The sequence below is a fragment of the Lactiplantibacillus garii genome, assembly GCF_003885105.1.
Lineage (GTDB): Bacteria > Bacillota > Bacilli > Lactobacillales > Lactobacillaceae > Lactiplantibacillus > Lactiplantibacillus garii.
The window spans coordinates 21,960-37,133 of the sequence record NZ_QWZQ01000009.1 but is presented as its reverse complement, the minus strand read 5'-3'; the positions used below and the strand labels follow the sequence as shown (position 1 = coordinate 37,133).

The 15,174-nt window shown below is 50.4% G+C and carries 11 protein-coding genes; 10 read left to right on the top strand and 1 reads right to left on the bottom strand.

The genetic code is table 11. From position 1 onward, the window contains the following. The first annotated feature begins 155 nt into the window (after positions 1-155). Positions 156-3,218 (top strand): YfhO family protein, encoded by a 3,063-nt coding sequence (locus D1831_RS04015; RefSeq protein ID WP_125071641.1) that lies wholly within the window; start codon positions 156-158, stop codon positions 3,216-3,218. A gap of 142 nt (positions 3,219-3,360) precedes the next feature. Here D1831_RS04015 and D1831_RS04010 read toward each other — a convergent pair whose 3' ends face one another. Further along, positions 3,361-3,879 carry a DUF1015 family protein gene (locus tag D1831_RS04010; RefSeq protein ID WP_125071640.1) on the bottom strand — a complete coding sequence of 173 codons (519 nt, stop codon included), beginning with the start codon at positions 3,877-3,879 and terminating at the stop codon, positions 3,361-3,363. 164 nt (positions 3,880-4,043) lie between these two features. Here D1831_RS04010 and ruvA point away from each other — a divergent pair, with 164 nt between their 5' ends. From ruvA to alaS, 9 genes are all read left to right on the top strand, one after another. Next, positions 4,044-4,652, top strand: coding sequence for a Holliday junction branch migration protein RuvA (ruvA, locus tag D1831_RS04005; protein WP_125071639.1), 609 nt, complete (start codon positions 4,044-4,046; stop codon positions 4,650-4,652). Positions 4,653-4,666: 14 nt separating this feature from the next. Continuing rightward, the gene (ruvB, locus tag D1831_RS04000) at positions 4,667-5,680 is read left to right on the top strand and encodes a Holliday junction branch migration DNA helicase RuvB (protein WP_125071638.1); all 1,014 of its coding nucleotides are present in this window, start codon (positions 4,667-4,669) and stop codon (positions 5,678-5,680) included. Positions 5,681-5,697: 17 nt separating this feature from the next. Next, positions 5,698-6,732 carry a tRNA preQ1(34) S-adenosylmethionine ribosyltransferase-isomerase QueA gene (queA, locus tag D1831_RS03995; RefSeq protein WP_125071637.1) on the top strand — a complete coding sequence of 345 codons (1,035 nt, stop codon included), beginning with the start codon at positions 5,698-5,700 and terminating at the stop codon, positions 6,730-6,732. 198 nt (positions 6,733-6,930) lie between these two features. After that, entirely contained in the window at positions 6,931-8,073 is a 1,143-nt protein-coding gene (gene tgt / locus D1831_RS03990) for a tRNA guanosine(34) transglycosylase Tgt (protein ID WP_125071636.1), read from the top strand. 77 nt (positions 8,074-8,150) lie between these two features. Next, positions 8,151-8,543 carry a preprotein translocase subunit YajC gene (gene yajC / locus D1831_RS03985; protein WP_125071635.1) on the top strand — a complete coding sequence of 131 codons (393 nt, stop codon included), beginning with the start codon at positions 8,151-8,153 and terminating at the stop codon, positions 8,541-8,543. 110 nt (positions 8,544-8,653) lie between these two features. Then, positions 8,654-9,787: a DNA polymerase IV gene (gene dinB, locus D1831_RS03980; RefSeq protein ID WP_125071634.1), complete on the top strand. Its 1,134-nt coding sequence runs from the start codon at positions 8,654-8,656 to the stop codon at positions 9,785-9,787. Between the two features lie 90 nt (positions 9,788-9,877). Beyond that, positions 9,878-10,834 (top strand): DHH family phosphoesterase, encoded by a 957-nt coding sequence (locus D1831_RS03975; protein ID WP_125071633.1) that lies wholly within the window; start codon positions 9,878-9,880, stop codon positions 10,832-10,834. 2 nt (positions 10,835-10,836) lie between these two features. Continuing rightward, entirely contained in the window at positions 10,837-12,180 is a 1,344-nt protein-coding gene (locus D1831_RS03970) for a DEAD/DEAH box helicase (RefSeq protein ID WP_125071632.1), read from the top strand. Positions 12,181-12,473: 293 nt separating this feature from the next. Further along, positions 12,474-15,116: an alanine--tRNA ligase gene (gene alaS, locus D1831_RS03965; protein WP_125071631.1), complete on the top strand. Its 2,643-nt coding sequence runs from the start codon at positions 12,474-12,476 to the stop codon at positions 15,114-15,116. Positions 15,117-15,174 lie beyond the last annotated feature (58 nt).

Sequence of the window (15,174 nt, the reverse complement as noted above, 5' to 3'; positions counted from 1 at the left end):
TTGTTTATTCTTTAAGATTTTGATGAAGAGCGCGGTTCCCGCAAAGATTAATGGTAAAATTAGGGCATTGTTTTTTCGGTTGGTCATGGCCAACCGTTCGGATTAAGTGATGGGGCTTACCAAGCGTTGTAAGACGAAAAAAGGGGAACGAATTTGTGATTAAAGGACGTAAAATACCGTTAGTTGTCTGGTATAGCATCATGTTTGTCGTCATTGCGACAATTAGTTATAGCGGACTTTTTTTGGCGGGGCGGACACTCATCTGGGAAGTGGACGGAATCGCCCAGCATTTTCCAATCTTACTGGAATTTCAAAAGATATTACGGGGCGGTTCACAGGGTCTGTTTAGTTGGTCGTGGAATCTCGGCTTGGGGGCCGACCAACTCACGACTTTCGCCTACTACGTTGTAGGGGACCCGTTTAACTACCTAGTGGCACTGATTCCAACGGCGCACCTCGAATGGGGGTACCAAGCCCTCATCTTGTTACGGCTGTACTGTGTGGGGTTAGCCTTCTTAGCTTTCAGTCGGCTATTTCACTTTAGCCGCCTTAGTCAGCTGATTGGGACGCTGACGTACACGTTTACTGCGTATACGTTTTATGTGGGGATGCACCACCCGTTTTTTCTGCTCCCGATGATCTGGTTTCCGTTACTATGTTGGGCCATCGAACGGGTCCTACGTGGTCGGGGATGGTTGCCGTTAAGTGTGATGACGGCCATCGTGATTATGAGCAACTTTTACTTCGCCTACCTGTTGGCACTGGGGAGTTTGATCTACGCGCTGGTGCGTTTTTGGTCCAGAAAACGAGCCCACGCGCCGATGCGCTCGTTTGGACAGCTATTTTGGCGGTTATTAGTAGCCGTTTTACTGGGTGTCGGCATGGCCGGAATCATTTTGGTACCAACGTTACTCGCGATGCTTCATGCTACCCGGGCGAGTTTTAACTTTGCAAACGGTCTGTGGACGTACCCCATTAACTACTACGTTAACCTGCCCAACCGGTTACTCACAAATGGGGGCAGCGTCCAGTATTGGATTACCTTAGGGCTCAGCGGCATTAGCTTCATCAGCATGATTTACACGTTACGGCACTTTAAACGCTACTGGGTATTGAACTGGGTGTTGATCGTGATGACCATCGGAATCTTGCTACCCAGTTTTGCGGCCGTTTTTAACGTTTTTTCGACACCGTCTAACCGCTGGCTATTACTCGCGACGTTAGTCTTTGCGTACGCAACGATGGAACTAGTGGATCACTTGGCTGATTTGACAGCGGCCGATTTAAAGTGGATCGCTGGGGTTAGCTTTGGGTGGTTAGTCCTACTGTGGTTAGTTAACGGCTTTTACCTCAACATTCGCAAGCACGACTTGGCGACCTATTTCATTTTATTAGCGTTAGTCGGGTTGTTGCTGGCGAAGAATAGTCTGCACTTAACTGGACGGCAATTTAATGGGCTGTTGCTTGCGCTGGTGACGTTGAACTTGGTCAATAACGGTTTGGGCTGGCTCAGTACCAATACCAACGCGAACAGTACCGAACAGATCCGCCAGGGAACGGCAATGAAGTGGGTCAAGGGTTACCTTGACGGTGCGCAACAAGGGTTACCACGAACGGGGGCCTTTTATCGGACGGCCCTGGTGCCGGATTATTACACGATGCGTTCCGCGGAAAGTGACGTCCCAATGGTGTTGGGCACCCATACGGTGGGGTCGTACTTTTCCGTCCAAAACGCGGACGTGGGCCGTTTAAGTCAAACTTTAGGCAACTCCGAATACGCGATGAATTCACCGTTAGGGACGCTGAACGGCCGGACGACCTTTAATAATTTACTGGGTGTGCAGTACTTGTTTGCCCGCGAAGACCAGTTAAAGGGGCACGCGTTACCGGCCGGGTACGACGTGGTGCGGACGAAAAGCGGTGAACCGCGAGTTTACGCGGATCAGTTTATTTACGGCTTAAGTAACCATACCGGTACGGTCCTATTAAAGTCTAAGGACGCCTTACCGTTAGTTTATACCCAGACGCGGCGGCTTAACGCAACCCAGTTTAAGCAACTGAGCGCGGTGGATAAGGAACAGGCCCTCTTACAAGGTGTCCTGACGTCGGGGAGCGCACGCGGGGTTCAAACGGTCAGTCCGCAAAAAATTGGTCAGCGCGTGGCGTACACGGTCCAAGCCGACGATACGGCGGTACTTGATAGTACCGACAAAGTTATTATTTACCGGAATCAACACGCAACGGGAACGTCCAATGGTTTGAGCAGTGCGCTGCCCGCCAAAACCGTGAAATTAACGGCAAAGCAGCGGCAACAGTTGACCCCGGCGACCGGGATGACCGCACCCAGTCAAAAACTGCTCGGCCTGATTCAGGCTAATCAGCAACTATTACAGCGCAACGCTCAGACCAACGTCCACGGCTTAAAATCAATGGTCAGTGACGTACAGGGCCACCAAATCCCGTATCAACTGACGATCAAGCACCCGCAACGGTACCGTAATACGGAGTTGTACCTCGTACTTGACGGGATTTCTTACGACCGCTCGTCAATTCAAAACGAACTGTTGACGAGTCAAAATACGACCGTCTTTACGGACCGGCCGTATACCAAAGTTGATACGCTCAACGACGTACGTGACGGGTTAAAGGGCAACTTGAGTGCGAGCGGGTATTCTTTAACGGCCCAGACGGTTGATAACCTGGTTAGTTTTAATCAGCTGGGGACGACCAACATGTCCGATTACGAGCTTCGAACTAAGGCGGTTATCAACTTGGGTTACAGTCACTCGGCGCGCAAGACGATTGGGTTAAACTTTACGAGTATCAAGGGACTGCATTTTAAATCCGCCCGGCTAGTTGCGGTGCCGTTTGGCCGGCGTTATCACCAGCAAACACGGCGGCTACAAAAGCAGGGGTTGCAGCACTTGAAAGTGACGGATAATCAGGTCACCGGTACTACCACGACGACTGCCGCGGCGAGTGTTTTAACAACGTCGATTCCGTATTCCAGTGGCTGGCATTTACAAGTGGACGGTAAGGCCGTAGCGACTCAGGTCGTTGACCAGGCCTTCGTGGGCGCCCGGTTAAGCGCGGGATGCCACGTCATCAAGCTAACTTACCAAACTCCGGGACTGACAGTGGGGCGGTGGTTAACGGTGGTTTGTGCTTTGACGACACTGGGACTTGCCAGTTGGTGGGGTTGGAAGAAGTGGCGCTAACGAATCACGGCTAACTGTGCCGGGGCTAAATTTGCATAAAACGCCTAGTTATCAATAAGTGACGGGTCCCATGAACGTAAAACTAAAGCGAGCAACCGCCTGACGATCGGGTGGTTGCTCGCTTTAGTATTTTGGGTGTTAGCTATTGATTGGTTAGTTGTTGAATCAGGTGTTCCGGGACTTGGGGCTGGGTCTTAAACTTAGTCCATTCACTGTCCGCCACGAGCATCACCAGTGGTGTGCTGGTCGTGGTTAACCAAGTTTTACGGGGGGCAACGGGCGCCATCGTTTCGGTAATGTCGGCGTTAACCTCCGCTTCAGTTACTTGCCAAAGCCGGTGGGTAACACCCTGTGCGTCGGTAAACTCACAGGTTTTAGGAAAATGGCCGACCCAGTCGTCGATCAACATTTCGATAACCGGCTGCTTGGGGTACAACACCGTGTTGATGCCGCCGGGAAGCATGGTCGTAACGCTGAGTTGTTCGGGCCAGCTAGCAATTAATCGCCACTGGTGAATGCCGTTGTGGGTCAGTTCATACCAGTAGTAACCGGCGCTGGGCTGTACCCGTTCGTCCGCGGACGTCCATTGGTGGTCGTTAGTGGTGAGCTTGTGAAGTCCCGCCTCGGTGGGTAAAACGGCGGTAAAGGGCTTGATTTCCATAAATTGAACGCCTCCTGAACACTGAGCATAGCACGTTTATAACGGTTACGGCAAGAATTTGCGTGAAAAAGGGCTTTTCTGAAGGTGGTGCTATAAAGCCCGGGTAGAAATGTGGTACAATTTAGCAAGCAAACATACGTTTTATTTAAAGGAGTTTTTCGTTCGTGTATGAATATTTTCTCGGCCAGATTGCCGATGTGACACCCAGCTTCGTGGTGATTGAAGTGAGTGGCATTGGCTATAAAGTCTTGACGGCCAATCCGTACCGTTACCAAGTCGGTGACGCGCAAGTTAAGATGTACATTCACCAAGCCGTTAGTGAAAACGGCATGAGTTTGTTTGGGTTTTACGACGCCGACGAAAAGGCGCTGTTCGAAAAACTACTCAACGTCTCCGGAATTGGTCCGAAGTCGGCACTCGCAATTTTAGCCAATAACGACCATTCGGGTTTGATCCAGGCAATCAACCAGGAAAACGCAACTTATTTAACCAGTTTTCCGGGGGTTGGTAAAAAGACCGCGCAACAAATTGTGCTGGATCTGAAGGGTAAATTAAACGACTTGAACGTTGACGTTACCGGGCAAACCGAACTCGACGTTACGGCACCGGCCGTCGATGACGCCTTAGCCGACGCGTTGGCGGCCTTAGAAGCGCTCGGTTATTCGCAGCGTGAGGTTAAAAAGATTACGAAAAAGTTGGAAGCCTATAGCCAGAGTAAGCCGGCTGATACCAACGCGTTGTTAAGTGAAGGCTTACGGTTATTGACCAAGTAAGGGAGGAATCATTGATGGACGACGATGACAAGTTATTATCCGGCGATAAGGCTGATGATGCCGAAGCTTCGATTGAAAAATCACTGCGTCCGCAAACTTTAGCCCAGTACATCGGTCAAGACCAGGTCAAACACGAACTGGGGGTTTACATTGAGGCCGCGCGTAAACGGGAGGAATCCCTAGACCACGTGCTGCTGTTTGGACCGCCCGGTTTAGGGAAAACGACCTTGGCAATGGTGATTGCTAACGAAATGCAGGTCCACATTCGAACAACGAGCGGCCCGGCCATTGAAAAGCCGGGTGATCTAGTGGCCCTCTTGAACGAACTGGAACCGGGTGATATCTTATTTATTGATGAGATCCACCGGTTACCAAAAATCGTGGAGGAAATGCTCTATTCCGCGATGGAAGACTTTTACGTCGACATCGTGGTTGGACAGGGACCAACCGCGCACCCGGTGCACTTCCCGTTGCCGCCGTTTACTCTGATTGGGGCAACGACGCGGGCCGGGATGCTTTCGGCACCGTTACGGGACCGGTTTGGAATCGTCGAGCACATGGAGTATTACGTGGTCGCCGACTTAGAGGACATCGTCAAGCGGACAGCGGATATTTTTCAGACGAGTATCAAACCGTCCGGCGCGCACGAAATTGCGCGCCGGTCACGGGGAACGCCCCGGATCGCGAACCGGTTGTTTAAGCGGATTCGGGATTTCGCGGAAGTTGCTGATCAGGACGCGATTGACGAGATGATCGTTAACCGGTCACTGACTTACTTGCGGGTTGATCAGGACGGGTTAGACGAAACGGATAACAAACTGTTACGGACGATGATCGAATACTACGACGGTGGTCCGGTTGGCTTAGCAACAATTGCGGCCAACATTGGCGAAGAAACCGATACGATCGCCGAAGTGGTGGAACCGTATTTACTACAAATTGGTTTTTTGAAACGCACACAACGTGGCCGGGTCGTTACGATCAAGGGCTACCAACACTTAGGGTTAGCGTACCCGTCAAATAACTAAAGATAAGGGGTTGCAACATGAGCTTAACACTTGAAGATTTCGACTATGATTTACCACACGAACTGATTGCCCAAACACCAATTAAGCAGCGGGACACGTCCCGGTTATTGGAATTAGACCGGCAAACTGGTGAAATGCAGGACAAACACTTTTACGATATTATCGACCAGTTAAACCCCGGTGACGCGGTTGTCATGAATAACTCGCGGGTTATGCCGGCACGGTTATACGGGGTCAAGCCTGAAACCGGTGGTCACGCCGAAGTGCTGTTATTGCACAACACAGAGGGTGACGAGTGGGAAACGTTGATGAAACCCGCTAAACGGGCCCACGTTGGGACGGTTATTTCGTTTGGCGACGGGAAGTTGACCGCAACCGTGACTGCCGAAAAAGAGGATGGAATTCGGTTGATTGAATTCCATTACGATGGTATTTTCATGGAGATCTTGGAAAGCCTGGGCGAAACGCCATTACCGCCGTACATCAAAGAAAAGTTGGATGATCCGGACCGTTACCAGACGGTTTATGCGAAGGAAAACGGTTCGGCGGCCGCACCCACGGCCGGGTTGCACTGGACCAAGGACTTGTTACAAAAAGTTCAGGATAAGGGCGTCAAGTTGGTCTACTTAACTTTACACGTTGGGTTGGGGACGTTCCGACCGGTTGAAGAGGATAACATCGAAGACCATAAGATGCACAGTGAATTTTACCGGTTGGACGAAGCCGCGGCTAAAACGTTAAACGACGTTCGGGCCAATGGTGGCCGAATTATTGCGACCGGAACGACTTCGATCCGAACGTTGGAAACGATTGGGACCAAGTTTGACGGCGAAATTAAGCCGGATTCGGGTTGGACCGACATTTTCATTAAGCCGGGCTACCAGTGGAAAGTGGTGGACGCCTTCATCACGAACTTCCACTTACCTAAGTCGACCCTGGTCATGTTAGTGGCCGCCTTCACTGGCCGTGACATGATCTTAAACGCCTACCAGCACGCCATTGACGAACGTTACCGCTTCTTTAGTTTTGGGGACGCCATGTTCATTCATTAAAATAAATGACGAGGTTAAGCGGAGCCCGCTGACTTTTGAAACCCGTTTCGACAATAATTGTTCGGAGATAATGCAGAGGCTGTGACTTTTGTCACAGCCTCTTTCTAAATGGGGCGCTAAAGCGGTCCCGCTGGTGAGGGCGTGCGTTTCGTGCTATGATATTCAGAGTTTAGCAACAGTTTTAACGGAGGAAATGATATGGAACCGGCAATTAAATACCGATTAATTAAAACAGAAAAACATACGGGGGCTCGGCTGGGTGAATTGATCACCCCCCACGGGACCTTCCCAACACCAATGTTCATGCCCGTTGGTACTCAAGCAAGTGTCAAATCGTTGGCGCCCGAAGAACTAGACGCGATGGGCGCTGGTGTGATCTTGTCTAATACTTACCACTTATGGTTGCGCCCTGGTGAACAAATCGTAAAAGAAGCCGGTGGTCTGCATCAATTTATGAATTGGAAAAAGGGGATCCTGACCGATTCCGGTGGTTTCCAGGTCTTTTCACTCGCCAAGAACCGGGATATTACCGAAGAAGGGGTCCACTTTAAGAACCATTTAAACGGGTCAAAAATGTTCTTGTCACCAGAAAAGGCCATTCAAATTGAAAACGATCTGGGTCCCGACATTATGATGAGTTTAGACGAATGCCCGCCGTTTTTTGAGAGTTATGACTATGTTAGTAAGTCGGTTGCCCGAACTAGTCGGTGGGCGGAGCGGGGCTTAAAGGCCCACCAGCATCCCGATTACCAAGGCCTATTTGGTATCGTTCAGGGGGCTGGTTTTAAGGACCTGCGGGAACAAAGCGCCAAGGACCTAGTTAGTCTGGACTTCCCCGGGTATTCCATTGGGGGCTTGTCCGTAGGGGAATCTAAGGCTGAAATGAACCACGTTTTGGACTTCACGACCCCGTTACTCCCCGAAAATAAGCCGCGGTATTTAATGGGAGTCGGCTCGGCCGACGCGTTGATCGACGGGGCCATTCGGGGTGTTGATATGTTTGATTGCGTGTTGCCGACTCGGATTGCCCGGAACGGAACTTGTATGACGTCACACGGACGTTTAGTGGTGAAAAACGCGGCGTACGCCCACGATTTTGGCCCGCTGGATGATAATTGCGACTGTTACACGTGTCGTAACTTTAGTCGGGCTTACATTCGCCACTTGATCAAGGCGGATGAGACCTTTGGGTTACGGTTAACCAGTTACCATAACCTGTACTTCTTGTTACACCTGATGAAGCAAGTTCGCCAGGCGATTCAAGATGACAATCTGCTAGAATTCCGCCAAGACTTTTTTGAAATGTACGGGTTTAACCAGAAAAATCCCAAAAACTTCTAGGGTTACTAGTAATTTTGGGTGTAATTTGTTAAAGTTAAAGATAGTCAAACATTGAATAGATTAGGAGCGATTTTTAAATGGGTCAAATGACATCAATTCTGTTTATCGTGGTCATGTTCGCGTTCTTGTACTTCTTCATGATTCGTCCACAGCGTAAACAGCAACAACAACACCAAAGTATGTTAAGTAAAATCAAGCGGGGCGACAAGGTCACCACGATTGGCCGTTTGCACGGGGTCGTTGATGAAGTCAACGAAGCCGACAAGACGGTTACGCTTGACTGCGACGGCATCTTCTTAGTCTTTGATTTAAACGCAATTGCCAAAATTGCACCAGCCGAAGACGCCAAGACCGAAGCACCTAAGTCGGCCACCGACGGGACTGCCACGACTAGTGAAGCCGATAGCAGTGCCGATGATAGCAGCGCTGCAAGTGCTGATAGTCAGGCCGACGATTCCGAAGCTAAATAGGACCACGTGAAAAAATCCAGTCTGTTAGGGCTGGATTTTTTTGTGCGCGCACAGACTACAAACGAAACGTATGTTCGTGTATAATGTAATCAACAAGGGAGGGAACGGTCATGGCCCAGTCGATTATTGAAGCACCGATCCGGATTGATAGTAGTCGTAAAATCATTCACGTGGACATGGATGCTTTTTACGCGTCAATTGAAGAACGGGAACACGAAGCTTATAAGACCCAGCCGCTGGTGATTGCCCACGATCCCCGGCAAACCGGTGGCCGGGGAGTGGTAACGACCGCCAATTACGTTGCCCGTCAGTTTGGCGTCCACTCGGCCATGCCGGCTGCTAAGGCACTGGAACTTTGTCCCCAAGCAGTTTTTAAAACGCCGAACTTTCCACTCTATCGACAAGTTTCCGCGCAAATTCACCGGATTTTTCACGAGTATACCGACATGATCGAACCGATTGCGTTTGACGAAGCATACTTAGACGTGACTCATAATAAAAAACACCTGCACAGTGCGGTGCAGTTAGCCCACGAGTTGCAACAAGAAATTTGGCAACGGACGCACCTAACCTGCTCCACTGGGATCTCGTACAATAAATTTATTGCTAAATTAGCCTCTGATTACCGGAAGCCTGCCGGGGTAACGATCGTATTACCACGGGACGCGGAGCCGTTTTTACTCCGCGAGCCAATTGAAAAGTTTCGGGGAGTTGGGAAGAAGACCGTCCCCAAGATGCATGATTTGGGAATCAAAACGGGTCAGGACTTGTTTGACCAGTCGGAGCTGGATTTAATCAAAAACTTTGGTAAGTTGGGTTACATTTTATACCGGCGGGTCCGGGGAAGTGACGACCGGCCGGTGGAGTACCAGCGTGAACGTAAGTCCATCGGGAAGGAACGCACCTTTGGGCCGTTTTTAACGACCCAGGTTGAGGTTACTGAACATTTAAAAACGCTGGCTCAGATGGTTGCCGAGACGATGACGGCCCACCAACGGCACGGTAAGACCCTAGTTTTAAAGTTACGCTACGGGGACTTTGTGACCATTACTAAGCGGCGCTCCTTCGGGGAGTTTTTACCGAATGATCCGGTGGTCTTTGACCGTTATGCCGAAGAAATTTTTGACGACGTGGTGGATGATCATTTTGACACGGGAATCCGGTTACTCGGAATCACGTTAACGGGCTTAGCCCCACTGGCGTTTGAGAACCTGACGTTACCGCTTTACCCGAATGAACACTAATTCATTTGGCGAATGCCGCATTGTTCGGTATACTGGAGTACTGTGACAGCTTTTCAGCCACCAGTAAATTCAGAAATGGGAAGGATCATTATGACCGTCCAAACAGAAATTTTAAATTTAATTAAACAAGCAAAAACGATTATTATTCACCGCCACCAACGCCCAGACCCGGATGCCATCGGTAGTCAACTCGGGTTGGCCGACATCCTCAAGACGAGTTTTCCGGATAAAAAGGTGTTGACACCGGGAAAGCAGTACCACGGTTTTGACTGGTTAGGTCAGATGGATACCGTTACCGAAGAAAATTACCACGACGCCCTCGTCATGGTATTGGATACGGCTAACCAGCCCCGGATTGACGGTGAATTTTACGAAAAGGGTCAACGGTTAGTTAAAATTGACCACCACCCGAACGACGACGCGTTTGGTGACCCGCAGTGGGTGGACGTGGACGCTTCTAGTACGAGTGAAATGATTTATAACTGGTACGCCCAAGTCGGCGCTGACTTGACGTTAACGGCCAACGCTGCCCGGTTACTTTATGCTGGTATTGTGGGTGATACCGGGCGCTTCTTATACTCGGCAACTAAACCTAGTACCATGCGGGCTGCTGCGGCGCTGATGGAAGCCGGGGCCGATGCCACCGCCGTCAACCGCATTGAGGATACGATTACGTTGCCCGTAGCCCGATTATCGGCTTACGTGTACGAACACTTGACCCAAATGGATTCGGGTGCCGCGTACGTCATCTTAACGAACGACCTCATGGATTCGTTTGAAATCGGGGATGCCAGCACGGCGGGCGTTGTCCCGTTACCCGGTCGAATTGACACCGTGAAGTGTTGGGCAATTTTTGTACAGCAAAAGGAAGGCGACTTCCGGATTCGATTACGGTCGAAGGGCCCGGCTATTAACGAACTTGCCAAGCAACACGGCGGTGGCGGTCACGCCATGGCTAGTGGGGCTAAAGCGGCTAACCAGCAAGAAATCGAGGCCGTTGTCCGGGAACTGGACCAAGTTGCCAGTCATTATGAGAAAGAGGTTTAAGTATGACCGCAAGTTTTGAAGATTTTAAATTGCAGCCGTTTTTGATGCAGGCGTTAGCCGACATTAATTTTCGGAAGCCAACGACGGTGCAAGCAAAGTTGATTCCGGTGATTGCCGATGGTCGCAGTGTGATTGGGCAATCCGCAACGGGGAGTGGGAAAACCCATACTTTCCTGTTGCCGATGATCAACCAGTTAAACCCCGACGAACGCCGGGTCCAAGACGTGATCACGACACCTAGCCGGGAACTGGCTTACCAGATCCAGACCGCGGCCAAGCAGTTGATCAAGCACAGCCCCAAGGCGATTCACATTGGGTTGTACGTTGGCGGGACTGATAAGCAGGAACAGATCGACAAGTTACACCGCCACCAGCCACAACTCGTTATCGGGACGCCGGGCCGTATCTTGGATTTAATGCGGTCACAGGCGTTGGACGTTCATACGGCGGGCCAGTTAGTGGTCGATGAAGCCGATATGACGTTGGACCTCGGGTTCTTAAACGTGGTTGATCAGATTGCTGGTCGGATGCCGGCCGACTTACAAATGTTGGTCTTTTCGGCGACCATGCCCCAAAAACTAACACCGTTTTTGAAGAAGTACATGAATAATCCGGTGATGGAAGAAATTCCGGTCGAGTCAGTGATTAGCCCGACGATTGATAACTGGTTAATTTCAACGAAGAGTCACGATAAGAACAGTATCATTTACCGCTTGCTGACCATTGGGGAACCCTACTTAGTGTTGATTTTTGCCAACACTAAGGAACGGGTCCAGGAACTGACCCACTACTTGCGTCAACAGGGGTTAACGGTAGCGATGATTCACGGTGACATTCAACCACGGGAACGGAAACGCGTCATGCGTGACGTGCAACAGTTAAAGTACCAGTTTGTAGTGGCGACCGATCTAGCGGCCCGTGGCATTGATATTCAAGGCGTCTCGCACGTCATTAACGACGATATTCCGAACGACTTGGAATTCTTCATTCACCGGGTGGGCCGGACGGGCCGTAACGGAATGCCGGGAACGGCCATCACCCTTTATAGTCCGGGAGAAGAGCAGAAGGTCAGTGCGGTGGAAGCCATGGGTATTAAGTTCAAGCCCAAAGCCATTCGTGATGGTGAAATTGTGGATTCCTACGACCGCAACCGCCGGGCGAACCGCGGGCCTAAGCAGGAAAAGCTGGACCCAACTTTAATTGGTTACGTCAAAAAATCCAAGAAAAAAATCAAACCGGGCTATAAGCGCCGAATTCGCAAAAAGATCAGTGACAAGGCTCGGATGGACCGCCGAATCGAACAACGGGCAGCGATGCGCCAAGCACGTAAGGATCGTAAGTCCTAGTTCGGGTCGCGCTATTGACACCGTAACGATGGTGCCATATACTTTTCAAAGTAAGGACATGTTTAAACCGTGCGTCGGTCTAGAAACACTTTGGTTGCTGGAAAAAGTGCGGTACGGTTTAAATGCTACCTGTGATCAATGACTAGCAAACTAGTCCGTTTCTCAGCGTTAATGAGCTTAAGAGGTAAACGAACACATCGTTGCAAGCAAAGTGGTACCGCGTTAACAGCGTCTTTGCTAGCAACGGTGTTTTTTTGCCTTTAAGACATAAATTAGAGAGGGTGCCAAATTTAATGAAGAAGTTAAGCAGTAGTGAAATTCGGCAAATGTACCTGGACTTTTTCCACGAAAAGGGCCATACGATCGTTCCTAGTGCGTCGTTAGTTCCGGTGGATGATCCGACTTTACTGTGGATCAACTCCGGGGTTGCCACGATGAAAAAGTATTTTGACGGTTCCGTTGTTCCAGAAAACCCGCGGATGACCAGTTCACAAAAGAGTATTCGGACCAACGATATTGAAAACGTTGGTCGGACCGCCCGGCACCACACGTTATTTGAAATGTTGGGGAACTTTTCGGTCGGGGACTACTTCAAGAAAGAAGCCATTACCTGGGCTTGGGAACTTTTAACGTCTCCCAAATGGTTTGGTTGGGATCCGGAAAAATTGTTTATGACGGTTTACCCGAAAGATACCGACGCCGCTAAGTTCTGGGAAGAAGCCGGGGTCAAACCCGACCACATCGTTAAAGTTGAAGATAACTTTTGGGATATTGGTCAGGGCCCATCCGGTCCCGATTCCGAAATTTTTTACGACCGTGGCGAAGCGTTTAATAACTTGGCCGACGATGATCCCGAAAATTATCCTGGTGGTGAAAACGAACGCTACCTTGAAGTCTGGAACATCGTGTTCTCACAGTTTAACCATACGCCGGAAGGAACTTACGAACCCCTTCCCCGGAAAAACATTGATACGGGGATGGGCCTTGAACGGGTCGTTTCAATTTTCCAAAACGCGCCAACCAACTTTGAAACCGACTTATTCTTGCCAATCATTCGTAAGACGGAAGAGTTAAGTGATGGCAAAAAATACGGCGCCAACGCTCAAGACGACGTCTCGTTTAAAGTGATCGCCGACCACGCGCGGGCCATTACCTTTGCCATTTCTGACGGGGCCCTACCTTCCAACGAAGGCCGGGGTTACGTTATTCGCCGGTTGATCCGGCGGGCAATCTTACACGGCCAAAAGTTAGGCTTAAAGGAAGCCTTTCTTGATAAGCTGGTGCCAATTGTCGGTGAAATCATGCAGTCACACTACCCCGACGTGTTGAAGAACGCACCGTACATTGAAAAAATCGTGGCGTCCGAAGAAAGTCGCTTTAACGAAACGTTAAACGACGGGCTGAACTTATTAAACAATTTGATTGCCGAAACTAAAAAGGCCGGTAGTGATACCTTACCCGGCGTCGACGCCTTTAAACTGTACGATACGTACGGGTTCCCGTTTGAATTGACTAAGGAATACGCGGGCGACGAAAAGCTGAAGGTCGACGAAGCCGGCTTTGAAGTTGAAATGAAGGCGCAACGTGACCGGGCCCGCAATGCCCGGGGTAACGCTAAGTCCATGGGTGTGCAACGGAGTTTGTTGATTGATATTAAGACGCCGAGTGAATACGTTGGTTACGATGAATTGACCAACGTTCAGGGCGTCCTAAACGATATTATCGTTGACGAAAAGCTCGTTGATGACGTTCAAAGCGGGACGGCCGAAATGATTTTCAGCAAGACGCCGTTCTACGCGGAAATGGGTGGTCAAGTTGCCGACCGTGGGGTTATTTTAGACGCTAACGGTGAGACGGTTGCTAAGGTAACCGACGTGCAAAACGCGCCGAATAAGCAACACCTGCACACGGTGGAAGTGTTGAAGCCGATGCACAAGGACCAGACGTACACCATGAACGTGGATTTAGCCTTTCACGCAAAGGTCGAAAAGAACCATACCGCGACCCACTTACTGGATCAAGCATTACGGGACGTTTTAGGTGAACACACTCAACAGGCCGGTTCATTGGTTGAACCCGACTACTTACGGTTTGACTTCACCCACTTCGGTCAGGTGACCGCTGAAGAACTGGCCAAAGTTGAACAGATCGTTAACGATAAGATCTGGGCGGCCCTGCCAGTTTCGGCCATTCAAACCGATCAGGAAACCGGTCACAAGATGGGCGCCATTGCCGTCTTTACTCAGAAGTACGGGAAAATCGTGCGAGTCGTGTCAATTGGCGACTACTCCATTGAATTTGATGGTGGGACCCACGTGAAGAACAGTAGTGAGCTCGGCTTGTTCAAGATTGTTTCCGAAGCTGGTGTGGGTGCCGGGGTACGCCGGATTGAGGCCGTTACTTCCAAGGAAGCGTTCGAACTGTTATCCGGTGAAGAACAGAGCTTAAAGGCCATTGCCGCGCAGGTCAAGGCACCGAAGCTGAGCGACGTGCCGGAACGGGTCAGCCAGTTGCAAGCGGACTTGAAAGCCGAACAACAAAAGAGTGCTAAGTTGGAAAGTCGGCTAGCCAAACAACAGGCTGGTGCGGTCTTTGAACAAGTCGACGACGTTAACGGGACGACGCTAATTGCCCAACAAGTGGAAGTTTCCGGGATGGATCAACTCCGTCAATTAGCGGATACTTGGAAAGCTAAGCAATACTCCGACGTGCTGGTCTTAGGGACCGCCATTGGCGAGAAGGTCAACTTACTAGTCGCCGTTAGCGATGCCAAGGTCAAAGCGGGCTTAAAGGCCGGCGACTTGATCAAAGCCATTGCCCCGAAAGTCGGTGGCGGTGGTGGTGGCCGACCAACCCTGGCCCAAGCTGGGGGTAAAAAACCGGCCGGGTTACCAGACGCACTGAAGGCCGCGCACGACTGGTTGAACGAGCAGTAAGTAGCCAAAATTAAACTTACGGGCGGGACAAAACTGGGGTGTCAGCTTAAACTGCTGA

Bases quoted from the DNA above. Each gene is read 5' to 3' on its own strand.
- D1831_RS04010 (WP_125071640.1), bottom strand. From the start codon at position 3,879: ATGGAAATCAAGCCCTTTACCGCCGTTTTACCCACCGAGGCGGGACTT.
- ruvB (WP_125071638.1), top strand. From the start codon at position 4,667: ATGGACGACGATGACAAGTTATTATCCGGCGATAAGGCTGATGATGCC.
- queA (WP_125071637.1), top strand. From the start codon at position 5,698: ATGAGCTTAACACTTGAAGATTTCGACTATGATTTACCACACGAACTG.
- tgt (WP_125071636.1), top strand. From the start codon at position 6,931: ATGGAACCGGCAATTAAATACCGATTAATTAAAACAGAAAAACATACG.
- yajC (WP_125071635.1), top strand. From the start codon at position 8,151: ATGGGTCAAATGACATCAATTCTGTTTATCGTGGTCATGTTCGCGTTC.
- dinB (WP_125071634.1), top strand. From the start codon at position 8,654: ATGGCCCAGTCGATTATTGAAGCACCGATCCGGATTGATAGTAGTCGT.
- D1831_RS03975 (WP_125071633.1), top strand. From the start codon at position 9,878: ATGACCGTCCAAACAGAAATTTTAAATTTAATTAAACAAGCAAAAACG.
- D1831_RS03970 (WP_125071632.1), top strand. From the start codon at position 10,837: ATGACCGCAAGTTTTGAAGATTTTAAATTGCAGCCGTTTTTGATGCAG.
- alaS (WP_125071631.1), top strand. From the start codon at position 12,474: ATGAAGAAGTTAAGCAGTAGTGAAATTCGGCAAATGTACCTGGACTTT.